Consider the following 25,585-nt stretch of genomic DNA (forward strand, 5'->3'; position numbering starts at 1 on the left):
GACGATCGCGAGGATGTGTGTCGGCCGGGCGTCAGACCAGGGCGGCGAGCGCGTCGGGGCAGGGCGCGTCGCGAGCGATCACGATCACCGGCACCTCGACATGGCGGCCGATCGCCTCGGCGACCGTCTCCGGCGGCGTCGGGGCGCCGGGGCTCTCGTTGACGACGATCGCAAGCACGGGCACGTCGGCGGCGCGGCAGGTCTCGTAGGCCGTGAGCGTGTGGCTGATCGCCCCGAGGTAGCTGCCCGAGACCAGGATGGCGGGGCAGGCCAGCGACCAGAGCCAGCCGAGGCCGGTCGCCTCCTGGGTGACCGGGCTCATCAGGCCGCCGACGCCCTCGATCAGCAGCGTGCCGGCCTCGGCTTCCATCCGCTCGAGGCACCAGGCGACGACCGCCTCGAGTTCCAGCGTGCGGCCCTCGAGCGCCGCCGCCTGGTCAGGGGCGAGCTCCGCCGCGTAGCGCCAGGGCGAGCAGGCCGCGACCGAATTTTCCGAGACTGCGACGCCCTGCGCCGCCAGAAGCCGCGCCGTGTCGCTGTCCGCGAACCCGGGGTCGCCCACCGGCGGCACGCCGCTCGCGATGGGCTTCAGCGCCCACACGTCACGCCCGTCGGCCCGCAGCCGCCGCACGATCGCCGACGTGACGTAGGTCTTGCCGATCTCGGTGCCGGCGCCCGCGATGAAGACGGTCGTCATGGATACCCGCTGCGCTTCTCCCTTTGCCGCAGAGGCGCAGGGAGAATCGCCCTCTCAGGCCGAGTAGCTGCCGTGGCAGTGCTTGTACTTCTTGCCCGAGCCGCACGGGCAGGGCTCGTTGCGGGCGACGCGGCCCCAGGTGGTGGCGTCGTCGGGGTCGCGCTCCAGCACGGCGCCGTCGGCCGAGAGCCCCTGCGCCGCGTAGCCGTAGGCGGGTCCGCCGCCGCCGTCGCTGCCGGAGCCGCGGCCGTCACGGTCCATCTCGTTCTCGCCGGTGACCGGGTCGAGGTGCTGGGCGAACATCTGCGGCAGGCCGGGGGACTGGCCGAACGGGTTCGCTTGCGCCTCCGGCTCCTGGAACATGATCTCCACGCGCGAGAGCTGGCTGGTGACCTGCTCGCGCAGCTGCGTGACGAGGCCATTGAACAGGTCGAAGGCCTCGGACTTGTACTCGTTCAGCGGGTCGCGCTGGGCGAAGCCGCGCCAACCGATCACCTGCCGCAGGTGGTCGAGGGTCACGAGGTGCTCGCGCCAGAGGTGGTCGAGGGTCTGGAGAAGCACCTGCTTCTCGATGTAGGTCATCACCTCGGCGCCGTTCTTCTCCGAGCGCGCGGCGTAGGCGGCGTCGGCCGCCTTCTTCAGGCGCTCGCGCATCTCCTCGTCGGCGATGCCCTCTTCCTTCGCCCAGTCCTCGATCGGCTCCTGAAGGTTCAGGACCTCGGTGACGCGCTCGCGCAGGCCGACCACGTCCCACTGCTCGGCGTAGGCGTTCTCGGGGATGTGGGTCGCGACGAGGTCGTCGATCGTCGCCTGGCGCATCTCCTCGACGGTCTCGGCAACGCTGTCCTGGCCCATGAAGTCGCGGCGCTGCTCGAACACCACCTTGCGTTGGTCGTTCATGACGTTGTCGTACTTGAGCACGTTCTTGCGCATGTCGAAGTTGCGCGCCTCGACCTTCTGCTGCGCCTTCTCGATCGCCTTGTTGATCCAGGGGTGGATGATCGCCTCGCCCTGCTCCAGGCCGAGCTTCTGCAGCATGCCGTCCATGCGGTCGGAGCCGAAGATCCGCATCAGGTCGTCCTGCAGCGACAGGAAGAACTTGGAGCGGCCGGGGTCGCCCTGGCGGCCGGAGCGGCCGCGAAGCTGGTTGTCGATGCGGCGCGATTCGTGGCGCTCGGTGCCGATGATGTAGAGGCCGCCCGGAAGCGCCTTCTTGCGGCCGGCTTCGGGGTTGGCCGGCTCGCCCGACGCCAGCACCTTGGTGCGGTTCTCGGCGATCTCGGCCTTGATCGCGGCGACCCGGGCGTCGCGCTCCGGGCCGTCCTCAAGCCCGGCGAGCTCCTTCTCGACGCGCATCTCGACGTTGCCGCCGAGCTTGATGTCGGTTCCGCGGCCGGCCATGTTGGTGGCGATGGTGATCGCGCCCGGCACGCCGGCCTCGGCGACGATGTAGGCCTCCTGCTCGTGGAAGCGGGCGTTCAGCACCGCGAAGCGCTTGGTCACGCGTCCCTCGCGCGCTGCGGCGTAGACGTCGGTCAGCGCGTTCGGGTCGGAATAGTCGAGCAGGGTGAAGCCGGCCTTCTTCAGCAGCTCCGCGATCAGCTCCGACTTCTCGATCGAGCCGGTGCCGACGAGGATCGGCTGGTGGCGCGCATGCGCCGTCTCGATCTCCTCGATGATGCCGGCGTACTTCTCCTCGACGGTCCGGTAGACCTGGTCGTCCTCGTCGACGCGCTCGACCTCCTTGTTGGTCGGGATGTCGACGACCTCGAGCTTGTAGATCTCGGCGAACTCGTCGGCTTCGGTCGAGGCCGTGCCGGTCATGCCTGCGAGCTTCTCGTAGAGCCGGAAGAAGTTCTGGAAGGTGATCGAGGCCAGCGTCTGGTTCTCGGGCTGGATCGTCACCCGCTCCTTGGCCTCCAACGCCTGGTGCAGGCCCTCCGAGTAACGCCGACCCTGCATCATGCGGCCGGTGAACTCGTCGATGATCACCACCTCGTCGTTCTTGACGATGTAGTCCTTGTCGCGCGTGAACAGGGTGTTGGCGCGAAGCGCCTGGTTCACGTGGTGGACGATGGTGACGTTGTGGCCGTCGTAGAGGTCGCCCTCCTTGAGGATGCCGGCGTCGCGGAGCGCATCCTCGATGAACTCGTTGCCTTCCTCGGTGAGCGAGACGGTGCGCTGCTTCTCGTCGAGGTCGTAGTGGGCCGGCACCAGCATCGGCATCAGCGCGTCGACGGTGACGTAGAGCTCCGAGCGGTCGTCGACCGGGCCTGAGATGATCAGCGGCGTGCGCGCCTCGTCGATCAGGATCGAGTCGACCTCGTCGACGATCGCGAAGTTGTGCCCCCGCTGCGCCAGCTGGGACATCTCGTACTTCATGTTGTCGCGCAGGTAGTCGAAACCGTACTCGTTGTTGGTCCCGTAGGTGATGTCGCAGGCGTAGGCGTCCTTGCGCTGCTCGTCGTCGAGGCCGTGCACGATCGTGCCGACGGTGAGCCCGAGGAAGCGGTAGACCTGCCCCATCCACTCGGCGTCGCGTGCCGCGAGGTAGTCGTTGACGGTGACGACGTGGACGCCCTTGCCCGACAGCGCGTTCAGGTAGACCGGCAGCGTCGCGACGAGGGTCTTGCCCTCGCCGGTCTTCATCTCGGCGATGCCGCCCTCGTGCAGCACCATGCCGCCGATCAACTGCACGTCGAAGTGGCGCTGGCCGAACACCCGCTTGGCCGCCTCGCGCACGGTGGCGAAGGCGGGAACGAGGATGTCGTCGAGGCTCTTGCCGGCGGCGAGTTCCGCCTTCAGCATGTCGGTGCGGGCGCGCAGGGCCTCGTCGGACAGGACCTGGATCTCGGCTTCGAGTTCGTTGATCGCGGCGACGCGGGGACGATAGCCCTTCACGCGCCGGTCGTTCGACGAGCCGAAAATCTTCTTGGCGAGGGCACCGAGCATCGTGAACCTGCAAACGGGAAAGCCCGTCTGCGGTCTCCCGCAGACGGCTGGCCTTGGCTGAGTTGGCCGGGCTTATAGAGGTAAATATCGCAGGCCGCATCTAAAAGAGGCCGGCGCGCGATGGGCTGCGCAGAGGCGCCTCACAGGGCCACCCCCGCCCACGCTCGGCGACCCGGTGCGCTCCGGCGTCGGGCCCGCGGCTTCAGTTGATCTCGCAGAACCCGGCCCCGGCGCCGACGACGCGGCCCGGCGGGCACCAGGGGCCGGCGACGCGCACAGGGGACTGGGACGGCTTCGCAAGCTGCGACGTGTTCGGCAGCGTCACCGGAGTCAGCCCGGAGACCGGGGCGGGCGCCTCCGGCGTGGGTCGCGCCGTTGCGGCTACGGCGCTGGCGGACGCGGTTGCGACGGGCAGCGGGATGGCGGCGGCCGCGATCCGCTGGGTCGCGTGCGGCGGGACCGGAGCCGGCGTCGCCGCGGCGGCGCTGCCGACGCCGAGCCGCAAGCGGAACCCGCGCGCCTCGGCGATCGAGGGCGTCGCCGCCAGCGCGCACGCAGCCGACGCCGCCAAGGCGATCCATCCGATCTGCGAGATCCTGCGCATCCGTGCCTCCATCGATCGGGCAAGCCTGCCGCGGAGCGCGTTCACGAAAGCTCAAGAAACAGAGTCAACGCATCCGGCGCCTTCGACCGGACGGACGGCGTGACGCCGTCGCGAACACGCGGCCGCCTTTGCGGACTTCCTTTGCGCCTTGCCTTTGGGCGTCGCGCGATCCACCTGTCTGCCCGATTCCCGCGGCTTCCGACGCCGCTTCCTCGACGCCTCGTGCGACGCCGTCCGGCCCTCGGCCGCGGCGGGTCGGGGCGAAACACGCCAGGAACGCCAACGCCATGTCGAAGACCCACACCCTCAGCGGCGCGAGCGCGCTCGCCCTGGTGCTCGCGCTCGGAGGCGCCGCCATCGCGCAGACGCCGACGCCGACGGCCCAGCCCTCCGTCGCCGCCTCGGTGCTGCCGTCGCCCGACAGCGTCGTCGCCAAAGTCAACGGCATCCCGGTCACCGCCGGCGACATCGCGGTCGCCGCCGAGGACCCGGCCCTGTCGCTGCCGGGCGTCGACGACGCGCAGAAGAAGGGCCTGCTCGTCGATTACATGCTCGACCTGAAGGTCGGCGCGCAGGCGGCCGACGCCGCCAAGATCGGCGACACGCCGGACTTCAAGCGCAAGCTCGCCTACTTCCGCGACAAGCTCCTCCTCGACGAGTACCTCGAGCGCGAGGCCCGCAAGGCCGCGACGCCGGAGGCGGCCCGCGCCCTCTACGACCAGTCGGCCAAGCTGATGAAGCCGGAGGAGGAGATCCACGCCCGGCACATCCTCGTCGAGAACGAGGCGGACGCCAAGAAGGTCGCCGCGCGGATCAAGGGCGGCGAGGACTTCGCCAAGGTCGCCGCCGAGACCACGAAGGACGCCGGCTCGAAGGCCGAGGGCGGCGACCTCGGCTGGTTCTCGAAGGACCGGATGGTGAAGGAGTTCGCCGACGCGGCCTTCAAGCTGCAGCCCGGTCAGGTCTCCGATCCGGTGAAGTCGCAGTTCGGCTGGCACGTGATCAAGGTCGAGGAGAAGCGCAACAAGCCGGTCCCGACCTTCGAAGAGCTCAAGGAGCAGATCGACCAGGCGCTGATCCGCAAGGCGCAGCAGGACCTGATCCTGAAGCTGCGCGCGGACGCGAAGGTCGAGCGCTTCGACGAGAACGGCAAGCCGATCGCGGCCCCGGCGCCGACCCCGGCCCCCGAGGAGCCGAAGAAGCCCTGAGGCCCGGTGCCGCCGGTCGCGTCCGCGCGACCGGCCCCCGTCTAGTTCGGCGCGGCGAACAGGTAGGCCGATTCCGCCGTGGTGGTCTGAGCCTCGGGCAGGATGCCGAGCGCGGTCAGCTCGTTCGTGCGCCGGTTTGACGCCAGGATGTCGAGCACGGCGATCACGAGCCAGGGACAGGCGATACCGATAAAGAACGCCATCTCATCACCCTTGCGGACCGGGGCTATCCGGACCTTTGCGGACCCGGGCTGCCCGGCGTCGAGAGCGCGATGATAGCCGCGCGCCGAAGCTTCGCAAGATGGCGGGCGAGCTGACGGCCCGACACGCCGGCCACGATGCCCGGACGGGCCGGGCGGTCAGACCCAGCCCTGAAGCTCGCGCCGCACCACGGTCTCGATCACCTTCATCCCGAGGTCGCTGTCGTTGAGGCAGGGGATGTAGGCGAAGCGCTCGCCGCCGTTGTCCTCGAAGTAGTGCCGGTTCTCGCCGTCGAGTTCTTCCAGCGTCTCCAGGCAGTCGGCGGTGAAGCCCGGCGCCACGATCGCCATGCGCTTCACGCCGGATTTCGCGAGGGTCTGCACGGTCTCGTCGGTGTACGGCTTCAGCCATTCCTCGTTGCCGAAGCGCGACTGGAAGGTGGTCCGCATCCGCTCGGTCGAGAAGCCCAGCTCCTCGCGAATCAGCCGCCCGGTCTTCACGCACTGGCAATGGTAGGGGTCGCCCTTGAGCAGGTAGCTCTTCGGCACGCCGTGGAACGAGGTGAGGATCACCTCCGGCTCGAAGTCGAGCTTGGCCAGCCCCTCGCGGATCGAATCGGCCATCGCGCGGATGTAGACCGGGTCGTCGTGGTAGGGCGGCGAGACCCGCACGGTCGGCTGCCAGCGCATCTGCATCAGCGCCTTGAACGCCTGGTCGCAGGCGGTGGCCGAGGTCGCGGCGGCGTATTGCGGGTAGAGCGGCACCAGCAGGATGCGGTCGCAGCCCTGGTCGAGCAGCGCCTGGATCCGCAGGGAGACCTCGGGCTTGCCGTAGCGCATCGCCCAGTCGACCACCACGCTGTCGCCCATCGCCGCCTGCAGCCGCTCGGCCTGGCCGCGGGTGATGGTCTTGAGCGGGCCTTCGTCGCGCTCGTTGTTCCAGACGCTCGCGTAGTCCTTGCCCTTCGGGCCGGGACGCTTGGTGAGGATGATCAGGTTGAGGAGGGGCCACCAGATCAAGCGCGGCACCTCGATCACCCGGCGATCGGACAGGAATTCCTTCAGGTAGCGGCGCATCGGCCAGTAGCTGGTCCCCTCCGGCGTGCCGAGGTTCATCAGCAGCACGCCGACGCGGCCCCAGCGGACCGGGGGGTGCTCGGCCGGAAGCGTGCCGGAGCCGGCGGCGCGCTGCGGCTCGACGGAGGTGACGGCCGACAGGGATGTCGGTGCGACGCGTTCGTTCATGGTAAGGTTCTCGGCCATGGCGGCCGCTTCCTGTCCTAGAGCCGCCGGGGGCGCGGCTTCGTGGGGCCGCGCGGCCGCACGACGGCGCTGCGGTTGTGCGGGATCGGATATCTAACTAGAGCACGAAGCCTGCCAGCGAAGATCCGGCCGACGAGAGCGCGACATGCAGTCTCCCCGCTACTTCCTGAACCACTTCATGCCGTTCACCGGCTACCCCTACACGGGGGCGCCCACGGCCTGCAATCTGTGCGGCTCGACCGAGAGCGTCACCGTCGCCGAGACCGACCGCCGGCTGAAGACGCTGAAGTCGATCGCTTGCGCCGAGTGCGGCCTAATCCGCACCGACCCGATGCCGACGCCGGCCGAGCTGGCGGATTACTACGCCCACGCCTACCGCGCCGACTACCAGCTCGCCTTCGCCGGCGGCCCGCCGCGCGTGCACCTCAAGCGCTCGGCGCGCGAGGCCGCGTTCCGGGCGGAGTTGCTGGCGCCGAAGCTCGTGCCGGGCGCGCGCCTGCTCGATTTCGGCTCCGGCTCCGGCGAGTTCCTGGCCGCCGCCCGGGCGCGCGGCTGCGAGGCGATCGGCGTCGAGCCGGGCCGCGACTATTCCGCCTACGCCCGCACGACGCACGGCGTCGAGGTGCTGGACGACGCGGGCGACGACCGGTTCGAGCCTGGTACGTTCGACGTGATCACCACCCACCACGTGATGGAGCACCTGCGCGACCCGGCCGACGTGATGGAGCGGCTGGCCCGCTGGCTCAAGCCCGACGGCGTGCTCTACGCCGCGGTGCCGAACATGGCCGCCACCGGCAAGCCGCCGCACGAGCGCTTCCACTTCGCCCACGTCCACGGCTTCGTGCGCGACACCTTCGACCTCACGGCCCGCCGCGCCGGCCTGGTGCCCCATACCGGGTACTGGCGCGAGGACACGACGGTGGTCTACCGCAAGACCGACGCGCCCCCGGTCGCGATCCGCTCGCCGGGCCTCGCCCAGCGCCTCGCCGAGGAGTTGAAGCCGATGCCGGCCGCGGCCTACCTCGCGTCGGGCGCCTGGATCTGGCCGATGGTCCGCCGCAACGCCAAGGCCGTGCGCGAGACCTTCTCGAACCGATAGCGGGCGTCGCGCGCGCGTCACGGGACGCGGCGTAGGGCGAGCCATCCGCCACGGTCGAGCCGCGCCATGCCCCCACCCAATCGCCGCCAGACCTTCGGCCTCGGTGCCGGCCTCGTCGCCGGGCTGGCGACGCCAGCCCGCGCCGCCGAAGCGTCGCCCGAGCCGACGCTGACCCTGCTCCTGGTCAACGACGTCTACCTGATGGGCGAGGTGGCCGGCCGCGGCGGCTTTGCGCGGCTCAACGCCATCGTGAAGGCCGAACGCGCACGGGGCGTTGCCGTGCTCTACGTTCACGGCGGCGACACGCTCTCGCCCTCGCTGATGTCCGGCTTGGACAAGGGCGGCCACATCGTCGACCTGCTCAATATCGCGGCCCCCGACGTGTTCGTGCCCGGCAACCACGAGTTCGACTTCGGGCCGGAGACCTTCCTCGAGCGCATGCGCGCCGCCGCCTTTCCGTGCTTTGCCGCAAACCTCCGCGACGGGGCGGGCGGCGCGATCCCGGGGATCCGCGACCGCACGATCCTGACGCTAGGCGGCGTGCGCGTCGGGATCGTCGGCATCGCTTTGGCATCGACGCCGGAGAAGTCCCAGAGCGGCGACCTGCGCTTCGGCCCCGAACTCGCGACCCTCGCCGAGCAGGCGAAGGCGCTGCGCTCCGAAGGGGCGGACCTCGTCGTCGCGGTGACCCATACGGCGCGTCCGACCGATCTGGCGATGCTGGAGGCGGGCTATGCCGACATCGTGCTGTCAGGGCACGACCACGACCTCGTGGTGCATTACGACGGCCGCCGCGTGCTGGCGGAGTCGAGCAGCGACGCGCACTACGTCACCGCCATCGACCTTTTTGCGACGATCTCGGTCCAGGGAGAGACGAGCGCCGTTTCCTGGCGGCCGAGCTTCCGCATCCACGATTCGAGCTACGTCGTGCCCGATCCCGAGACCCTGGCGTTGGTCCGGCGGCTGGAAGCCGACCTGTCGCGCCGGCTCGACGTGCCCGTCGGCGAGACGGCGCGCCCGCTGGACAGCCGGATCGCCGCGGTGCGCGCCCGCGAGGCGAGCTTCGGCAACCTCGTCGCCGACGCGCTGCGCGAGGCGACGCAGTCCGACATCGCGGTGATGAACGGCGGCGGCATCCGCGGCAACCGCCTCTACCCGGCCGGGACCGTGCTGACGCGGCGCGACATCCTCACCGAGCTTCCCTTCGGCAACACCATCGTTTCGGTGGCGATCACCGGCGCGCAGGTCCGCGCCCTGCTGGAGACCGGTCTCGGCGAGTTCGGCCGCCCGGCCGGTCGCTTCGTGCAGGTCTCGGGGCTGACCGTGCGGGTGGATCCCGACGCGCCGGCCGGCGCCAGGATCGTGTCCGTGCAGGTCGGCGGCGCGCCCCTCGACGAGGCCCGCACCTACCGCGTCGCGTCCAACAACTTCCTGTACGAAGGCGGCAACGGCTACGGCATGCTGGCGCAAGGGCGGACGCTGGTCGGCGCGACCGATGGCGGGCTCGTCGCCAACGCGGTGATCGACTATGTCGCCCGCCACGCGCCGATCGCCGTGCGCGAAGGCGAGCGCATCCTGGTCGGTCGATGACGAAGCTTTCCGCCTCCTCAGCCCTCGCCGACTTCCGGGCGAGCGGTTCTCCATGGCTCGCCCTACCGTTCTTCGCCGGCGGCGCGGCGGACGCCGTCGCGGCGCGCGTCGACGAACGCATCGCGGCGGGCGCGGAGGTGCTGCCGGCGCCCCAAAACATCTTCGCCGCCCTGGCGCTGACGCCGCTCCCCGAGGTGAAGGTCGTGATCCTCGGGCAGGACCCTTACCCGACGCCGGGGGACGCCAACGGCCTCGCCTTCTCCTATGTCGGCGCACGCCGCCTGCCGGCCTCGCTCAAGGTGATCCTCGCCGAAGTCGAGCCGGCCAAGCCGACGCGTGGCGACCTCACGCCTTGGGCGCGGCAGGGCGTTCTGCTCCTGAACAGCGCCCTCACCGTCGAGGCCGGCCAAGCCGGCGCGCATCTCCGCTACGGCTGGGCGGCGCTCGCCGACGAGGCGGTCGCGGCGGTGTCGGCCCGCGCGACGCCCGCCGCGTTCCTGCTCTGGGGGGCGCAGGCGCGGGCGCGCGCCGCGCTGGTCGACCGCGACCGCCACGGCGTGTTCGAGAGCGGGCACCCATCGCCGCTGAACCGCGCCCGCGACTTCCCGGGCTCGGCCCCGTTCGGACGCGCCAACGCCTGGCTCGCCGAGCGCGGACTGGCGCCGATCGAATGGCGCCTGCCCTGAAGGCTACTGGGCCGGCTTCGGCGCAGGCGCCGGCTCGGCGGGCTTGTCGGCACCGGGGGCGGGGGCCGCGTCGGCGCCTGCCGGCAGCAGCACGTTCTTGGCGACCGTGCCCTCGGGGCCGTATTCGCCGGCGACCGCGAGGCAGGCCTTCTCGCGGTTCTGCGCCATGTCGTTCGACATCAGCGCGAAGGTCGACTGCACCCGCCCGCCGAACGGGCCGCGCGGGCTGACGTCGGCCGAACGGGTGCCCTGCTTGACCAGCAACGCCTCGAAGGTGTCGGTGCCGATGCGGTAACCGCAGACGTTCGAGGCCGCGAAGATGTAGGCGGCGAATTCCAGCGCCCGCGGCGCCGGCGCGTTGCGGATCTGCGCCTCGGCGGGCACCGCAGCGAGGGTGGCGGTCAGCAGGGCGGCCGCGGCGGCCAGGGTTGCGAGCAGGCGCATGGGCGTAGGTTTCCTCGATGTCGGGGCGACGACTTCTTCCGAGTCGCTGAGAGGGGCGGGATACGCCGAACGGTGAGCGCCGCACAGGGGGACCGACCCGGCGGATTGCCTCAGGACGATCACGGCAAAGGCCGCCGCAAAAATACGGTTAAGCGTTACCTGCGTTGCAATCGTGCCGTGCGCTGCCAGCGCGGCATTGGGCATCCCGCCCCCTTGTCCAGCACCAGACGGTCGCAGGACCTGTTTCGACTTGATCACGCCCGGCGCGCTCATGCGAAGCCTACTATTAACCGGTGACGCGCAGATCGGAGTTCGACCTCTTCCGCACAGAGCCGGACCGGACGCCGCATGCACTTCGCCCTCGACCGACGCGCAGAACCAGATCCCGCCTTCGCCCCGCCCCCCTTGCGCCTGGCGGATGCCGGCGGAACGCCCTCGGGCGAGCGCCGCAACCGCTACGCCCGCTGGGCCCTCCATGAAGGCCTCGGCGAGGGCGACGTCGTCGCCCTGCTGATGCGCAACCAGCCCGACCTGCTGGCGATCTGGCAGGGCCTCGGCTCCGTCGGCGTCACCGTGGCGCCGCTCGACCTGACCCTGCGCGGGGCGGCGCTCGCCCGCAGCCTCGACGCGATCGGCCCGCGCCACCTCTTCGTCGATTCCGGCCTCGCGGAAATCCTATGCGGCGTGCAGGGCCTCGTGTCGGTCCAGCCGCTGGTGTGGTGGCACGGCGGCGCCGACTTCGCCCGGATCGACCTCGAGATCGCCGAATACGACGACGCCCCGCTCGACCCGCAGGAATCGGCCCCGCGGCGCGCCTGAGAGATCCGCGAAACCTGGCGAGACCGTGTTAGGTTGGGAAACCATCGACACGGGAGCCACGGCATGTCCTCCACCGCGACGCAGACCGCACGCGCCGACGCGCCGCTTCTGCTGCGCGAAGATGCCGGCGGCATCGCCACGCTGACGCTGAACCGTGGCCCGGCGCGCAACGCGCTTTCGCTCGGGCTGATGGCGGCGCTGCAGGACGCCCTCGACGCGATCGCCGAGGACCGGGCCGTCCGCGTCGTCGTGCTGCGCGGGGCCGGCCCGGCCTTCTGCGCCGGGCACGACCTCAAGGAGATGCGCGCCCATCCCGGGCGGGAGGCAGCCGCCGAGGTGTTCCGCGCCTGCTCGCGCCTCATGCTGGCGATCACCCGGCTACCGCAGCCGGTGATCGCCCAGGTGCACGGCATCGCCACCGCCGCCGGGTGCCAGCTCGTCGCGACCTGCGACCTCGCGATCTGCGCCGACGACGCGCGCTTCGCGACGCCCGGCGTCAACATCGGCCTGTTTTGCTCGACGCCGATGGTCGCGCTCTCGCGCGCCGTGCCGCGCAAGGTCGCAATGGAGATGCTGCTGCTCGGCGAGCCGGTGGACGCCGCGGAGGCTTTCCGCATCGGCCTCGTCAACCGCGTGGTTCCCGCGGCCGACCTCGACGCGACGGTGCGGGCGACGGCGTCCCGCATCGCCGAGAAGTCGGCGCGGGTGCTGGCGATCGGCAAGGAGGCCTTCGGCCGCCAGGAGGAGCTCGGCCTGGAGGAGGCCTACGCCTACGCCGCCAAGGTGATGACCCGGAACATGATGCTTGCCGAGGCCGGCGAAGGCATCGACGCGTTCCTGGAGAAGCGCACCCCGATCTGGCCGGCGTGAGGCCTCAGCCGCGCCCCGCGGGGCCGGGGAAGCGGCGCGCGAACCAGTCGCGCAGCACCGCGCGCTCGTAGTACAGGCCGCCCGTCGCAAAGCGCGGGTTCGCCGTCAGCATGAAGTTGATGTCGGTGGCGGTGTCCTCGCCGCTGGCGACCACACGCCGGCCCCGCCGCAGCGCGTAGGCGAAACGGATCCGCGGGGGCGTCGAATCCTGGACCACACGCAGCCCACCCGGGGTGCCGAAGCCCGGCTGCTCGTATCCGGCGAGGTCGATGTCGAGGACGGTGACGTCGAGGCTCTCGTCCGGGCCGAGGCGCCGGCTGCCGAGTTCCTGGAAGATCCGCGTCATCTCGGCGAGCGTCGTGCGCAGGCTCCGGCCCGACGCGCCCCAGCGGTCCTCGGCGTCGGTGAAGCGCTCGGGCGCCACGTAGCGCACGCCGACCTCGGCGACGGCCGGGCCGGCGAGCGCCAGCCCCGCCAGGGCGGCGAGCGCGAGACGCCTCATTGCTTGGTGCGGTTGATCACCGCCAGCAACGCCCGGGCGACCGGCTCGGTGACGTTGCGGCGATACTTGCGGTGGACCAGCTGACCGTTGTGGTAGACGTCGTGCTCGACGTAGAGCCGCTCGCCGTCCCAGCGGACGATGTTGTCGGTCTCGGTGGTTTCCTCGACGCCGAGGTCGTCCCGAAGGATCGCGCTGCCGGTCTGGGTGAACATGCGCAACTCCTCGCACTCCGATCGGGGATCGCCAGCGCGGACGATCCCTCCGTCGAGGGCCACAATAGGCAACCGGCGCGGACTGCGCCAGTTCTCGCGACGGCTCCCGAGGCTGCGACGCCTGACAGGCGACCGCCGGTCTCGCTCCCGATCAGATCAACGAACCGTGACCTGATCCTTGATCTTGTCGTAGGTGGCGCGGCTGAGCACGCGCTTCGACAGCAGCTGGTCGATCGAAGCGTAGGGCCGCCGCTGGATGATCGCCCGCCCGATGCTGCCGCCGCCGCGCAGACCGTTCAGATCCGCGACCGACGCGGTGTTGAGGTCGACGAGTGCCAACGCCCTCGGGCCGCCGGTTTCGGCGGCCGCCTCCACCTCCGCCCGCCCGGCAGGCTGGGAGGCGTCCAACTCGGGGGCGACGGTTCGCGGCTCAGGGGACGTTTGCGGGACGGCGGGTGCCTCGGCCGTCGGCTGAGGCGCGGGCGTCGGCATGGTTGCCGGCGCAGGCATGGGAGCGGGTGCAGGCGGACGTGTCAGGGCCGTGTCGCGCCGCGGCGCCGTCGAGGGCACCGGCACCGACGGCCCGACCTGTCGCGGCGGCGGGGCTGTCGCCGCGGGCGGCGTCGCGACGGGCCGCTCGTCCACGGGGGCTGCGCCGTGCGGCAAAAAGTACTGGACCAGGGCGGCGAGGCAGCCCGCGACGACCAGCAGAAGCGAAATCCGCAGAATCGCCGAACCGCTCAGCATCTCCTCTCCCATCCCTGTGATTTTTCAAACTCTTGCCAGGATAGGGACTTCACGCTGCTTGAGCAAAGCGCGGCATCGACGATCGAGGCGTCGTCAACAGGTGTCGGGGCCAAGACATCACCATCGAGACGTCGCCTTCCGACGACGCCAACGGCGGGAACTTGATCGAACGTCCCGCCGGGGCCGACGCGCATCCAGCCTCCGGCATCGACGCCGGGTCCTCGGCGGCCCATACCGGCCGGAATGCCGACCACCCGTCTCGACACCGTCCTCGCCGCTCCCGTCGCCGCGGCGCGGCGCCATCTCGCCGAACGCTTCGGATCGGTGCGCTACCTGCCGGCCCTGTTCGCGCAGGTGCGCGCCGCGAGCCCGCGCCTGTTCGCCGCAAGCCTCGCCCTGCGCCTCGTCGGCGCCGGCCTCCCGGTGGCGACCCTATGGCTCGCCAAGCTGATCCTCGACGCGATCGTGGCGGAGCACGCCCGGCCGCGCGCCACCCCGATGAGCTTCGACGCGTGGCTCTCGGACCCGCACCTGTCGCGGCTCGCCGCCCTCGTGGCCGCCGAGCTCGCGCTGGCGATCCTCGCCGACCTGATCGGCCGCCTGAGCACGCTCGTGGACGGCTTGCTCGGCGACCTCTACTCCAACGCCGCCTCGCTGCGGCTGATGCGCCATGCGGCGGCCCTCGACCTCGCCCAGTTCGAGGACAGCGCGCAGCAGGACCGGCTCGAGCGGGCGCGCCGGCAGGTCACCGGTCGCACCAGCCTGATCGGCCAGGCGTTCGGGCAGGGGCAGGCGCTGGTGACGCTGCTGTCGTTCGCGGCCGGCGTCGCGGTCTACACCCCCTGGCTGATCGTGCTGATCGCGGCGGCCTTGATCCCCGCCTTCCTCAACGAGGCGCACTTCACCCGCGCCGGCTACCGCCTGGCCTGGATGCGAACCCCGGAGCGGCGGCGGATCGACTACCTGCGCTACCTCGGCGCCAGCGTCGAATCGGCCAAGGAGGTCAAGCTGTTCGGCCTGAACGGCTACATCACCGACCTCTATGCCGGCTTGGCCGACAAGGTGGTGGCCGACAACCGCGCCTTAGCGATCCGCCGCGCCGGCTGGGGCGGCGCGTTCGCCGCGCTCGGGACGCTGGCCTACTACGCCGCCTACGCCGTCATCGTCTGGCGCACGGTGGCGGGCGGCTTCTCCATCGGCGACCTCGCCTTCCTCGCCGGCGCCTTCCAGCGCCTGCGCGGGCTGATCGAGGGCCTGCTGCTCGGCTTCACCCAGATCGCGGGCCAGTCGCAGTACCTGGAGGACCTGTTCTCGTTCTTCGCGATCGAACCGTCGATCCACTCGCCCGACCGCCCCGTGCCCATGCCGGCGCCGATCCGGCAGGGCCTGACGTTCGAGGATGTCGGCTTCCGCTATCCCGGTTCGGAGGCCTGGGCGGTGCGGCACCTCAGCTTCACGCTGGCGGCCGGCGAGACCCTGGCGCTCGTCGGCGAGAACGGCGCCGGCAAGACCACCATCGTCAAGCTGATGACCCGTCTCTACGACCCGACCGAGGGGCGCATCCTGCTCGACGGCCTGCCGCTGCCGGCCTACGACCTCGACGCGCTGCGCGCCCGCATCGGCGCGATCTTCCAGGACTTCGTCCGCTTCGACCTCACCGCCGGCGAGAACGTCGCCGTCGGGCGGATCGAGGCGCGGGACGATTCCGAGCGCATCGGCCGGGCGGCGGTGCGCGGCCTCGCCGACGCGGTGATCGCGCGGTTGCCGGGCGGCTACGACCAGCCTCTCGGCAAGCGCTTCGACGGCGGCGTCGACCTCTCCGGCGGCCAATGGCAGAAGATCGCCCTGTCGCGGGCCTACATGCGCGACGCCGAGATCCTGATCCTCGACGAGCCGACGGCGGCGCTCGACGCGCGCGCCGAGTACGACGTGTTCCGCCGCTTCCGCGATCTCAGCGCGGGCCGGGCGGCGGTGCTGATCTCGCACCGCTTCTCCACCGTTCGGATGGCCGACCGCATCCTCGTGCTGGAGGACGGCAAGGTGCTCGAAGCCGGCACGCACGACGCGCTCCTCGCCCGCCGCGGCCGCTACGCCGAGCTGTTCGAGCTCCAGGCGGCCGGCTACCGCTGATCCGGCCCGGCATTGCTCCGGATCTGGCATTGCTCCGCGCCCGGCACCCACTACCTGCAGCCTGCGCATGCGCATGACTTTTCACCTCGGCGGTCGCCGCCTCGGGAGTTTCCACGATGCCACGTCACGCCACCGCCCTCGTCGCCGCGCTCCTCGCCGGCGCGGCCTGCTTCGGCGAAACGGCGCACGCGGCGCCGGCGACCCCGGATGCCGCGACCAAGCCGGCGCCCGAGAGTCCGAAGTCCCAAAAGCCCGAGCCGGTGATCCTCGCCAACCATAAGGCGGTCTACGACCTGTCGCTGGCCTCCAGCGGCGGCACGCGGTCGGTCGAGAGCGCGCGCGGGCGCATCGTCATCGACTTCAAGGGCGACGCGTGCCGCGGCTACACCATGCAGACGCGGCAGGTGACCGTGCTCGAATCGGGCGAGAGCGGCGGCCGCACCTCGGACCTGCGCAACACCACCTTCGAGGGCGGCGAGGCCCGCGACTTCCGCTTCCGCACCGTGACGGTGCTGAACGGCCAACCGAGCCCGGCCGTGGACGGCACGGCGGATGCGAACGGCGACGCCTTCAAGATCCGGCTCAAGGAGCCGAAGAAGGAGCAGGTCTCGGCCGACGGCCCGGTGCTGTTCCCGAGCCTGCACATGCGCCGCCTCGTCCAGGCCGCGCGGGCGGGCGAGACCACGATGTCGGCCAAGGTCTTCGACGGCTCGGACGACGGCAAGAAAGTCTACGACACCCTCGCGATCATCGGCCGCCGCGCCACGGGGTCGACGAACGCCGCCGCGTCCGACCGCGACAAGCCCCTGCACGAGGGCGCGATGGCCGCCGTGCCGCACTGGCCGGTGACCTTGAGCTACTTCACCCAAGGGGAGGGCGAGCGCACCCCGATCTACACCCTGACCTTCGACCTCTACGAGAACGGGGTCAGCGGCGCGCTCAAGCTCGATTATGGCGACTTCGCCATCCTCGGCGACATGACCCGCCTCGACCTCGACAAGGCGCCGGACAAGCCCTGCGCCCCGTGAGCGGCGCGGCGGCGCCTGTCAGAACTCGTCGGAGCCGCGCGGGGAGAGCCGTCCCCACGCCGCCGCGATCCGCTCGGGCTTGATGTCGAGCCCCTTGGCGCAAGCGAGCAGGACACCCTCGTCGCCCATGACGTGGTCGAGGACGCCCGCCAGGAACGCCGGGTCGGACAGAGACGCCCGCACGGTCTCGGGCGACAGGCCGGTGGCGTTCAGGAACGGGAACAGCCGGTCCTCGTCGGCGACGATCCAGCCGAGCACGTCCACGGCCAGGTTGTGGTCCGCTCCGGTGGCTCGCCCGGACCCATCGTCTTGAAGTGATTTGCGATTCATCAACATCTGGCGCTTACAAAGGAGGGAAGTCGGGTAACGTCCCGTAAAGGACGCGCGGCGGCACCGGGATCGAAGCGTGATGAAGAAGACGGTGCTCATCGTCGAGGACAACGAACTGAACATGAAGCTCTTCAACGACTTGTTGGAGGCCCATGGCTATGCGACCCTCAAGACGGCCAACGGCATCGAGGCGATCGAGCTCGCCCGCGCCCACCATCCCGACCTCATCCTGATGGACATCCAGCTCCCAGAGGTCTCGGGTCTCGAAGTGACCAAATGGCTCAAGGAGGACGACGACCTCAAGCACATTCCGGTCGTCGCGATCACCGCCTTCGCCATGAAGGGCGACGAGGAGCGCATCCTCGAAGGGGGCTGCGAGGCCTATTTGTCCAAGCCGATCTCCGTCGCGAAGTTTTTGGCAACAGTTCGCACGTATCTTGCCGACAAGTAGGGTTCGGATCGAGCCCTCGCCGGCGCCTTCGATCGCCCGCTGAAATTTTGTGCGAGGAACGATGTCGGCCCGCGTCCTGATCGTCGACGACCTCTTCCCGAACGTGAAGCTTCTGGAGACGAAGCTCGCGCTGGAATATTTCGACACCGTCGCGGCCATGAACGGCCCGGACGCGATCGCGATCTGCGAGAAGGGTCTGTGCGACATCGTCCTGCTCGACGTGATGATGCCCGGCATGGACGGGTTCGAGGTCTGCCGCATCCTCAAGAACAACCCGCTCACCGCGCACCTGCCGGTGGTGATGGTCACGGCCCTCGACCAGCCCTCGGACCGCCTGAAGGGCCTCGACGCCGGCGCCGACGACTTCCTGACGAAACCGATCGACGACACCGCCCTGTTCAGCCGTGTGCGCAGCCTCGTTCGCCTCAAGGCCGTCACCGACGAGCTACGCAGCCGCGCGCTGGCCTCGCGCGAGTTCGGCATGGGCGACCCGCTGGCGCTCGCGACCGCCGAGACCGGCCTCAACGCCAGCCTGCTGCTGGTCGAGGACCGGCGCGGCTCGGCCGAGCGGATGGCGGCGGCGCTCGGCCAGTACCACACGGTCACGGTCGAGGCCGACCCGCAGGCGGCGATCCACGTGGCGGCCGAGGGCAACTTCGACCTCGTGCTCGTCAGCCTCGACCTCGAAGGCTTCGACGGGCTGCGCCTGTGCAGCCAGCTGCGCAGCCTGGAGCGCACCCGGCAGGTGCCGCTGATCATGGTGGCCGAGGCGCATGACCGCGCCCGGATCGTGCGCGGCCTCGATTTCGGGGTGCACGACTACCTCCTGCGCCCGGTCGACCGGAACGAGCTGGTGGCGCGGGTCCGGACGCAGATCCGCCGCAAGCGCTTCTCCGAGGTGCTGCGCGGCGCCGTGCAGGCCTCGATGGAGATGGCCGTCACCGACGGGCTCACCGGCCTGCACAACCGGCGCTACCTCGACAATCACCTCGCCGGCCTGTTCGCCGATCCGCGGCTGCGCGAGCGCCCGGTGGCCGGGCTGATCCTCGACATCGACCACTTCAAGGCGATCAACGACACATACGGCCACGAGGCCGGCGACGAGGTGCTGCGCACCTTCGCCGAGCGCGTGCGCCTGCACACCCGCACCATCGACATCGTCGCCCGCTACGGCGGCGAGGAGGTGGTCATCCTACTCCCCGACGCCGGGCTCTCCGAGGCCTACGCCATCGCCGAGCGCATCCGCGAGCGGATCGAGGGCACGCCGTTTCAGGTTCACCGCGACACCCGCAGCGTCGCCGTCACCGTCTCGATCGGCGTCGCGAACCGGCGGCCCGAGGATGTCGGCCCCGGCGAGATGCTGAAGCGGGCCGACCTCGCGCTCTACCGCGCCAAGGCTTCGGGCCGGAACCGTGTCGAGGCCCAGGCGGCCTGACACCCGCCGACATCGGCCGAGCCGCCTCCGCTCGCCCCGACGTCGCCGCACCGCCGGTTGACACCCGTCCACGCTTCGCCAACACCTCGCGCCGTTCGCGGCCGGGGCCGCCGGCACCTGCACCCGCGGCCGCTCCGGCCTTCGGATGGGAGTCCTGTGACGACGATGGCGGCGATGCGCTCCTACCTCGATTTCGAGAAGCCCGTGGCCGAGCTGGAGGCGAAGCTCGAAGAGCTTCGCGCCGTCGGCGCCCGCGACGGCGCGGTCGCGATCAGCGAGGAGGTCGGGCGGCTGGAGGCGAAGGCGGCGCAGGCGCTGGCCGAGATCTACGCCAACCTCACCCCCTGGCAGAAGACGCAGGTCGCCCGGCATCCGCAGCGCCCGCATTTCGTCGATTACTGCGCCGGGCTGATCGAGGAATTCACGCCGCTGGCCGGCGACCGCGGTTTTGGCGAGGACGCGGCGATCGTCGGCGGCATGGGACGCTTCCGCGGCCGTCCGGTCTGCGTGCTCGGCCAGGAGAAGGGCGCGACCACCGAGACGCGCCTGCGCCACAACTTCGGCATGGCGCGGCCCGAGGGTTACCGCAAGGCGGTGCGCCTGATGGAGCTCGCCGACCGCTTCGGGCTGCCGGTGCTGGCCTTCGTCGACACCGCCGGCGCCTTTCCCGGCATCGAGGCGGAGGAGCGCGGGCAGGCCGAGGCCATCGCCCGCTCGACGGAGGCTTGCCTCGGCCTCGGCGTGCCCAACGTCGCCCTGGTGATCGGGGAGGGTGGCTCGGGCGGCGCCATCGCGCTCGCCACCGCCAACCGCGTCTTGATGATGGAGCACGCGATCTACGGCGTGATCTCGCCGGAGGGCGCCGCCTCGATCCTGTGGCGCGACCAGGGCCGCGCGCCCGACGCCGCCACCGCGATGAAGATCACCGCGCAGGACCTGATGCGCCTCGGCATCATCGACACCATCGTTCCCGAGGCGACCGGCGGCGCCCACCGCGACCGCTCAGGCGCCATCGCGGCCGCAGGCGACGCCCTGGCCGGCGCGCTCGCCGAGTTCGACGGGGTCGGCGCCGACGAAATCCGCGACCGGCGCGCCCGCAAGTTCCTCGAGATCGGCCGGCGCCTGTGAGCGGTCAGGAACCCGACGGCCCCTACGGCACCGGCTTCCTGCGCGGGCTTGGACGCAGGCTCGGCGGTCTGCTCGCCAGCGAGCGCGAGCCCGGCCTCGTCAACCACGTCTCGCTCGGCGCCCACTGCCAGATGGCGCATGTGCTGAAGACGCTCGGGCTGCGCACCTGGTCGGGGCCGTTCGACTGGATCTTCACCATGCCGGGAATGGTCCGCGACTGCCTCGCCGACGACTTCGCCGACCTCCTCGATAGGACCCAGCTCGAGACGATCCCCCTGGCCGAGCGGCAAGGCGAGGGCATCTGGCGCGGACGCCATAGGCTGTACCGCGAGCGCCACGGCCTCGAATGCGTGTTCAACCACCACGACCCGGCCGCCGACGACGCCGACTACCGCTTCCTTGCCGACGGCGTCCGACGCCTGCGGATCGCTTTGGCGAACCCCGCCGCCGAGAACCGATTCTGGCTGCTGACGCACCTCCACACCCCGATGGACGTAGTACAATCCATCTGCGACGCTTTGGCACAGTCAGAGTCACGGAACCATTTAACGTTTTTGCAACACCTGCCGGGGGCGTGCGAACGCCGCGTTGTCACCGGCGAGGCGACGCGGCCGGACCTGCGTTGGCTTGCGGTGGAAACCCCTTCCGCATCAATCGGTTTGCGGCTCGCCGAGCCTGCAGACGACGCCTTCCTCATCGACGTGATCGCGGCGGAGTCGCGGCGCCCGGTGCCGCCATCCCCGTGATCCCCACGTTGGCCGTGCAGGGCAGGGCGGCGGGACGCCGATCCTTGCGGTAACGGAGGGGTAAGTTTACCAAAGCTAGAAAGTGGGGGAGTGACGCACGACGGTTGCCGCCAAGGCCCGCGCGCGGTGTGTTCGAGGACGAGGTTCCCCCATGGCTGTGCGCCGGTTCGCCGTTGCAAGTCTCGATCGCGCGTCCCGTTTGCTCGCGCCCGTCGTCGTCGCGGCCGCCGTGACCCTCGGCGGCTGCCAGGACGGGATGATCAACGGCGCCTCGACGCGCTCGCTGACGCCGATCCCGCCGCAGACCCTGTCCCTGATGCAGACCAAGGGCATGCAGCAGGGCGATCCGATCCTGATCCGCGCCTACAAGAAGGAAGCGGAGATGGAGGTGTGGAAGCGCGGCACCGACGGCCGCTACGCGCTCCTGAAAACCTATCCGATCTGCCGCTGGTCGGGCCAGCTCGGGCCCAAGCGCAAGCAGGGCGACCGCCAGGCGCCCGAGGGGTTCTACACGATCACCCCCGCCCAGATGAACCCGAACTCGTCCTACTACCTGTCCTTCGACACCGGATTCCCAAACGCCTACGACCGGGCGAACGGCAGCACCGGCAACTACCTGATGGTCCACGGAACCTGTTCGTCGGCCGGGTGCTTCGCGATGACCGACGCGTCGATGTCGGAGATCTATGCCGTCGCCCGCGAAGCCTTCGCCGGCGGGCAGCGCGCCTTCCAGTTCCAGTCGTATCCGTTCCGGATGACGGCCTCGAACATGACCAAGTACCGCAACGACCCGAACGCCCCGTTCTGGCGCAACCTCAAGGAGGGGGCCGACTACTTCGAGACCCTGCGCGACGAGCCGAAGGTCGGGGTCTGCGGCACGAAGTACGTGTTCGGCGGCGCCGACGCGGCGGCCGGGTCGTGCACGCCCAAGGTCGACCCGCTGGTCGCCGAGAAGCGCGCCCACGACAACCACGAGATCGCAGAGCTCGTCGCCAAGGGCACGCCGGCGACGCGAGTGGTCTACGACGACGGCGGCGGCAACCCGGTGTTTCGCGCCGAGCAGAGCACGGCCTTCGCCAACCTGTCCGGCACCGAGACCGAGCTGCCCTACAGCGCCAAAGATTACGGGCGGCACAACCTCGGCGACGTGAGCCGCCCAGAGAGCTTGGCCGCGGGCCCGCGCGAGATCGAGGTCGACGCCAAGGGCCGGCCGGTGATGCTCGCCGCCGCCCCCGAGGCGCCGATCCCGACGAAGGCCGCCGCCGCCGCCCTCGGCAAGGGGGGCAAATCGGATGCGGCCAAGTCCGATACGGGTAAGTCCGATACGGGTAAGTCCGATGCAGGAAAGCCCGGCGCGTTGAAGCCCGCGGCCCGGACGCTGATGGCCAAGCAGCCCGGCCCGGCCGACGACGACGCCAAGGTGACCGAGAAGGCGACCGAGAAGGCCAAGCCCGTCCGCATCGCGGTCGCCGGCGCGGACGACGACCCGAGCGCCTACCAGAAGCTCCTCGGCAAGGTCTTCAACAAGGAGACCGCGCCGGCCCCGGCCACGCCCACCGCAGACGCGGTGGTGGCCGAGCCGATGAAGGCGGCGGCCCACAACGTGAAGATCGCCCACGTCGCGCCGCGCTCGGTCCACAAGGTGACGACGGCGCTTCGCACGGACAAATCCGACAAGGATTGATCGCCCGTCGAGCACCTGAAACGAAGAGAGCCGCCGGTCGCAGGACCGGCGGCTCTCTTCGTTCGCAGAGCGATACTTTTAGAGCAGCGGGCGGTCGCGGTTCATCAGCCAGAGCGCGTGGATCATGCCCGGCAGGCCGAACATCAGCGTCAGCACGATGTTTAGCAGGAACTGCAGGCCGATGCCGTTGGTCACGAGGACGGCGATCGGCGGCAGGAAGATCGCGAGGAGGATGCGGACGAGCGACGACACGGGAACTCCGGGTATGCGGGCGTTGTCGCAGGTGGAACGAAGCTCGGCCGTTTCCGTTCCAGCCCCGGCCGGGGGATCCCCCCGGCGTTCCGCGCACGCGCCGGCCATATCCCCGCCGTGAACTCGCCCGATGAGGCGGCCCGCGCGCCTTCCCGTCGAAGGCATCCCCGCGCCGCCGAGGGCGTTCCCCGTGACAGCACCGATCCGGCCCAACCCTCCCGACGGTCAGGCGATCCCGCGCGAGCGTCCCTGGACCGGGCCGGGCTTCGTCGAGTTCGTGGCGATCATCGCCCTGATGATGGCGGTCACCGCGATCTCGATCGACAACCTGCTGCCGGCCTTCCCGGCGATCCAGGACAGATTCGGGGTCAGCGACCCGAACCACCTGCAATGGCTGATCTACGTCTACATGATCGGGTTCGGCGCGGCGCAGATCGTCTACGGCCCGGTCTCCGACGCGCTCGGGCGGCGTCGCGTGCTGCTGGGCACGCTCGCCGTCTACGTCGCAGGCACGCTGCTGGCGATGGTCGCGCCGTCGTTCGGCTGGCTGCTCGCCGCCCGCGTGATCCAGGGGCTCGGCGCCGCAGGCGGCCGGGTGCTCTCGACCGCGATCGTGCGCGACCGCTTCGCCGGGCGCGAGATGGCGAGCGTGATGTCCTTCACCATGATGGTGTTCCTGATCGTGCCGATGATCGCGCCGGCGATCGGCGGGGCCATGCTCGCCCTCGGCTCCTGGACCTACGTCTTCGTCTCGATGCTCGGGCTCGCGGGGCTGCTCGCGGTCTGGTTCACGGCGCGCATGCCCGAGACCCTGCACCCGGAATACCGCCGGCCGCTCTCCTTCGCCTCGACCTGGGACGCGTTGCGCACGACGCTCCGCTGCCGCGTGGCGATCGGCTACGCCACCGCGCTCGGCCTGCTCACCGGCTGCATCATGGGCTATGTCGGCTCGGCCCAGCAGGTGTTCGACACCGGGCTCTACCACCTCGGCGCGCTGTTCCCCCTGGCCTTCGGCCTGGTCGCCGGCGCGATGGGCGCGGCGACCCTGGTCAACGCGCGGGTGGTCCGCCGCCTCGGGATGCGGGCGCTGTCGCATGCAGGCCTCACGGCCTTCGTCGCGGTGGCGCTCGGACAGGTCGCGATCGGGCTCAGCTATCGCGGGCATCCGCCGCTGGTCCTGTTCCTGGCCGTGCTGGCGGCCAACCAGTTCCTGATCAGCTTCGCGATGCCGAACTTCAACGCGCTGGCACTGCAGCCGCTGGGCGCGATCGCCGGCACGGCCTCGTCGTTCCTTGGGTTCTACACCACGATCCTCGGGGCGCTGTGCGGCTTCGTGATCGGCCAGTGCTTCGACGGCACCACCCTGCCGATCGCCTTCGGCTATGCCGGGCTCGGCGCCGCGGCGCTCCTGGTCGTGGCTTGGACCGAGCGCGGAAAGCTGTTTCGCGGCGGCGTCTCCGGTTGAGGGCGACCGCCGCTTAACCCGGTCTTCAGGGGCGCGGGGGACGATGCCGCCTTCGCCCCACACCACCGGAGTCCACGCGTGATCGCCCGAGCCCAGGACGGACTGCTCCTCGCTGCGCGCCTCTTGCTCGCGGCCGCGCTGCTGCCGACCGGCATCGCCCGCGCCCTCAACGTCTCGGGCTTCGCGCTGACGCTGGCCGGCGCCGGCGTCCCGGCCCCGAACGCGGTGGCGACGCTCGCCGTCGTGGTCCAGGTGTTCGGGCCGCTGGCGCTGATCGTCGGCGTGCTGCCGCGGATCACCGGCGTCGCGCTGGCCGGGTTCGCCGCCCTGACGGCGGTGCTGCTCCACGCCTTCTGGCAGTTCTCCGGCCCGGCGGCCGCAGCCGAGCGCACCCTGATGCTGGCCGATTTCGGGCTCGCGGGCGGCTTCCTGATCTATGCGCTGACCGGACCGGGCGCCTGGAGCTGGCAGGGCTGGCGCGCCGGCACGGCCTGCCGGCCCGTCGCGAAATCCGCGTCGAAAGCCTCGGCCAAAGGTGGCGCGAAGGCCAGCGCCAACTCAAACCGCCCCCGCCGCGCCAAGGCGGCCTGAGGCGGGCTCGCGGCGGACCGCGCTACCGCGCTGCGAGCGCGATCAGGCCGAGGTGCCCGGCGAGCCCGAGGAACCCGACGAGGTTGATCCCGAAGACCCGGCCGCGCAGCCTCACGTCGTCGGTCAGGGTCTGCACCGCCGTGTGAGCGAGGCGGCCGGCGACGAACAGCCACGCGCAGGCGACGTCGAACCGGCCGACTTCGCCCAGGGCGACCAGCAGCGCGACGCAGCCGACCATCAGAACCGGCAGCTCGAACTGGTTGGCGAGGTTCCGGGTGATCCGCGCGACCGCCCGCGGCTCGTCGCGCCCGAGCACGAAGGCGTCGTAGCCGACCTCGCCCCGCCCCACCGCGCGCAGGCGCGCCAGCGACAGCCAGACGTAGAGCGCCATCATCAGCCCGATCTGGGCCATCACCGGTTGCAGGATCAGGGCGTTCAAGGGAGGCCTCCGC

Annotated in this window: 27 protein-coding genes; 15 read left to right on the forward strand and 12 right to left on the reverse strand. The window is 70.7% G+C overall.

The window, feature by feature from the left end:
• Positions 1 to 31: 31 nt before the first annotated feature.
• The 3 genes from bioD to FV226_RS01925 form a co-directional block, all read right to left on the reverse strand.
• The gene (gene bioD, locus FV226_RS01915) at positions 32 to 697 is read right to left on the reverse strand and encodes a dethiobiotin synthase (protein ID WP_147761571.1); all 666 of its coding nucleotides are present in this window, start codon (positions 695 to 697) and stop codon (positions 32 to 34) included.
• Positions 698 to 751: 54 nt separating this feature from the next.
• Positions 752 to 3,649 (reverse strand): preprotein translocase subunit SecA, encoded by a 2,898-nt coding sequence (gene secA, locus FV226_RS01920; protein ID WP_147761572.1) that lies wholly within the window; start codon positions 3,647 to 3,649, stop codon positions 752 to 754.
• A gap of 202 nt (positions 3,650 to 3,851) precedes the next feature.
• The gene (locus tag FV226_RS01925) at positions 3,852 to 4,253 is read right to left on the reverse strand and encodes a hypothetical protein (protein WP_147761573.1); all 402 of its coding nucleotides are present in this window, start codon (positions 4,251 to 4,253) and stop codon (positions 3,852 to 3,854) included.
• A gap of 287 nt (positions 4,254 to 4,540) precedes the next feature.
• On the opposite strand from FV226_RS01925, the gene FV226_RS01930 reads away from it, so the two are divergent.
• Entirely contained in the window at positions 4,541 to 5,461 is a 921-nt protein-coding gene (locus FV226_RS01930; RefSeq protein WP_147761574.1) for a peptidylprolyl isomerase, read from the forward strand.
• A gap of 41 nt (positions 5,462 to 5,502) precedes the next feature.
• On the opposite strand, the gene FV226_RS27840 is transcribed toward FV226_RS01930, so the two are convergent.
• Entirely contained in the window at positions 5,503 to 5,664 is a 162-nt protein-coding gene (locus FV226_RS27840) for a hypothetical protein (RefSeq protein WP_187273622.1), read from the reverse strand.
• A gap of 156 nt (positions 5,665 to 5,820) precedes the next feature.
• Positions 5,821 to 6,906, reverse strand: coding sequence for a ferrochelatase (gene hemH / locus FV226_RS01935; protein WP_147761600.1), 1,086 nt, complete (start codon positions 6,904 to 6,906; stop codon positions 5,821 to 5,823).
• A gap of 163 nt (positions 6,907 to 7,069) precedes the next feature.
• Here hemH and FV226_RS01940 point away from each other — a divergent pair, with 163 nt between their 5' ends.
• The 3 genes from FV226_RS01940 (at position 7,070) to FV226_RS01950 (ending at position 10,299) form a co-directional block, all read left to right on the forward strand.
• Positions 7,070 to 8,023 carry a class I SAM-dependent methyltransferase gene (locus FV226_RS01940; protein ID WP_147754115.1) on the forward strand — a complete coding sequence of 318 codons (954 nt, stop codon included), beginning with the start codon at positions 7,070 to 7,072 and terminating at the stop codon, positions 8,021 to 8,023.
• Between the two features lie 66 nt (positions 8,024 to 8,089).
• Positions 8,090 to 9,613, forward strand: a complete 1,524-nt coding sequence (locus FV226_RS01945) for a bifunctional UDP-sugar hydrolase/5'-nucleotidase (protein WP_147761575.1) — start codon at positions 8,090 to 8,092, stop codon at positions 9,611 to 9,613.
• Complete coding sequence (locus tag FV226_RS01950; protein ID WP_147761576.1) at positions 9,610 to 10,299, forward strand: uracil-DNA glycosylase; 690 nt, start codon at positions 9,610 to 9,612, stop codon at positions 10,297 to 10,299. The genes FV226_RS01945 and FV226_RS01950 overlap by 4 nt, the downstream gene beginning before the upstream one ends.
• A 3-nt stretch (positions 10,300 to 10,302) precedes the next feature.
• Here the strand turns inward: FV226_RS01950 and FV226_RS01955 are convergent, their stop codons facing one another.
• Entirely contained in the window at positions 10,303 to 10,743 is a 441-nt protein-coding gene (locus FV226_RS01955; protein ID WP_147761577.1) for a hypothetical protein, read from the reverse strand.
• Positions 10,744 to 11,091: 348 nt separating this feature from the next.
• Here FV226_RS01955 and FV226_RS01960 point away from each other — a divergent pair, with 348 nt between their 5' ends.
• The gene (locus tag FV226_RS01960; RefSeq protein WP_147761578.1) at positions 11,092 to 11,562 is read left to right on the forward strand and encodes an AMP-binding protein; all 471 of its coding nucleotides are present in this window, start codon (positions 11,092 to 11,094) and stop codon (positions 11,560 to 11,562) included.
• A 63-nt stretch (positions 11,563 to 11,625) separates the two neighbouring features.
• The gene (locus FV226_RS01965) at positions 11,626 to 12,432 is read left to right on the forward strand and encodes an enoyl-CoA hydratase (protein ID WP_147761579.1); all 807 of its coding nucleotides are present in this window, start codon (positions 11,626 to 11,628) and stop codon (positions 12,430 to 12,432) included.
• A gap of 4 nt (positions 12,433 to 12,436) precedes the next feature.
• Here the strand turns inward: FV226_RS01965 and FV226_RS01970 are convergent, their stop codons facing one another.
• The 3 genes from FV226_RS01970 to FV226_RS01980 all read right to left on the reverse strand — a co-directional run bounded on the left by FV226_RS01970 (position 12,437) and on the right by FV226_RS01980 (position 13,893).
• A complete protein-coding gene (locus FV226_RS01970; protein ID WP_147761580.1) occupies positions 12,437 to 12,934 on the reverse strand; it encodes a DUF3016 domain-containing protein in 498 nt (165 codons plus the stop codon).
• A complete protein-coding gene (locus FV226_RS01975; protein ID WP_147754119.1) occupies positions 12,931 to 13,146 on the reverse strand; it encodes a hypothetical protein in 216 nt (71 codons plus the stop codon). Before FV226_RS01975 ends, FV226_RS01970 begins: the two co-directional genes overlap by 4 nt.
• 156 nt (positions 13,147 to 13,302) lie before the next feature.
• Positions 13,303 to 13,893, reverse strand: a complete 591-nt coding sequence (locus tag FV226_RS01980; RefSeq protein ID WP_147761581.1) for a helix-hairpin-helix domain-containing protein — start codon at positions 13,891 to 13,893, stop codon at positions 13,303 to 13,305.
• A gap of 243 nt (positions 13,894 to 14,136) precedes the next feature.
• Here FV226_RS01980 and FV226_RS01985 point away from each other — a divergent pair, with 243 nt between their 5' ends.
• Together FV226_RS01985 and FV226_RS01990 are read left to right on the forward strand one after the other, a co-directional pair.
• Positions 14,137 to 16,023: an ABC transporter ATP-binding protein gene (locus tag FV226_RS01985; RefSeq protein WP_147761582.1), complete on the forward strand. Its 1,887-nt coding sequence runs from the start codon at positions 14,137 to 14,139 to the stop codon at positions 16,021 to 16,023.
• 116 nt (positions 16,024 to 16,139) lie between these two features.
• Positions 16,140 to 17,051, forward strand: coding sequence for a cell envelope integrity EipB family protein (locus FV226_RS01990; protein ID WP_147761583.1), 912 nt, complete (start codon positions 16,140 to 16,142; stop codon positions 17,049 to 17,051).
• An 18-nt stretch (positions 17,052 to 17,069) separates the two neighbouring features.
• Here the strand turns inward: FV226_RS01990 and FV226_RS01995 are convergent, their stop codons facing one another.
• Complete coding sequence (locus FV226_RS01995; protein WP_246691458.1) at positions 17,070 to 17,315, reverse strand: DUF3572 domain-containing protein; 246 nt, start codon at positions 17,313 to 17,315, stop codon at positions 17,070 to 17,072.
• 145 nt (positions 17,316 to 17,460) lie between these two features.
• Here FV226_RS01995 and FV226_RS02000 point away from each other — a divergent pair, with 145 nt between their 5' ends.
• From FV226_RS02000 to FV226_RS02020, 5 genes are all read left to right on the forward strand, one after another.
• Complete coding sequence (locus FV226_RS02000; protein ID WP_147753907.1) at positions 17,461 to 17,832, forward strand: response regulator; 372 nt, start codon at positions 17,461 to 17,463, stop codon at positions 17,830 to 17,832.
• Between the two features lie 61 nt (positions 17,833 to 17,893).
• A complete protein-coding gene (locus FV226_RS02005; RefSeq protein WP_147761585.1) occupies positions 17,894 to 19,267 on the forward strand; it encodes a PleD family two-component system response regulator in 1,374 nt (457 codons plus the stop codon).
• 174 nt (positions 19,268 to 19,441) lie between these two features.
• Positions 19,442 to 20,395 (forward strand): acetyl-CoA carboxylase carboxyltransferase subunit alpha, encoded by a 954-nt coding sequence (locus FV226_RS02010; RefSeq protein ID WP_187273623.1) that lies wholly within the window; start codon positions 19,442 to 19,444, stop codon positions 20,393 to 20,395.
• On the forward strand, positions 20,392 to 21,141 hold the full coding sequence (locus FV226_RS02015) for a DUF1796 family putative cysteine peptidase (protein ID WP_147761586.1): 750 nt from the start codon (positions 20,392 to 20,394) through the stop codon (positions 21,139 to 21,141). The genes FV226_RS02010 and FV226_RS02015 overlap by 4 nt, the downstream gene beginning before the upstream one ends.
• Before the next feature lie 151 nt (positions 21,142 to 21,292).
• Complete coding sequence (locus tag FV226_RS02020) at positions 21,293 to 22,825, forward strand: murein L,D-transpeptidase family protein (protein WP_246691459.1); 1,533 nt, start codon at positions 21,293 to 21,295, stop codon at positions 22,823 to 22,825.
• A 78-nt stretch (positions 22,826 to 22,903) separates the two neighbouring features.
• Here the strand turns inward: FV226_RS02020 and FV226_RS02025 are convergent, their stop codons facing one another.
• Positions 22,904 to 23,077 carry a YqaE/Pmp3 family membrane protein gene (locus tag FV226_RS02025; RefSeq protein ID WP_147761587.1) on the reverse strand — a complete coding sequence of 58 codons (174 nt, stop codon included), beginning with the start codon at positions 23,075 to 23,077 and terminating at the stop codon, positions 22,904 to 22,906.
• A 190-nt stretch (positions 23,078 to 23,267) separates the two neighbouring features.
• On the opposite strand from FV226_RS02025, the gene FV226_RS02030 reads away from it, so the two are divergent.
• Complete coding sequence (locus tag FV226_RS02030; protein ID WP_246685498.1) at positions 23,268 to 24,542, forward strand: multidrug effflux MFS transporter; 1,275 nt, start codon at positions 23,268 to 23,270, stop codon at positions 24,540 to 24,542.
• Between the two features lie 78 nt (positions 24,543 to 24,620).
• Positions 24,621 to 25,133 carry a DoxX family protein gene (locus FV226_RS02035; protein WP_147761588.1) on the forward strand — a complete coding sequence of 171 codons (513 nt, stop codon included), beginning with the start codon at positions 24,621 to 24,623 and terminating at the stop codon, positions 25,131 to 25,133.
• A 22-nt stretch (positions 25,134 to 25,155) separates the two neighbouring features.
• Here the strand turns inward: FV226_RS02035 and FV226_RS02040 are convergent.
• Positions 25,156 to 25,585, reverse strand: a 430-nt coding sequence (locus tag FV226_RS02040) for an MAPEG family protein (protein ID WP_348644083.1), incomplete at its 5' end; no start/stop codon positions are given.

The sequence above is a fragment of the Methylobacterium sp. WL12 genome, from assembly GCF_008039475.1.
Classification (GTDB): Bacteria; Pseudomonadota; Alphaproteobacteria; order Rhizobiales; family Beijerinckiaceae; genus Methylobacterium; species Methylobacterium cerastii.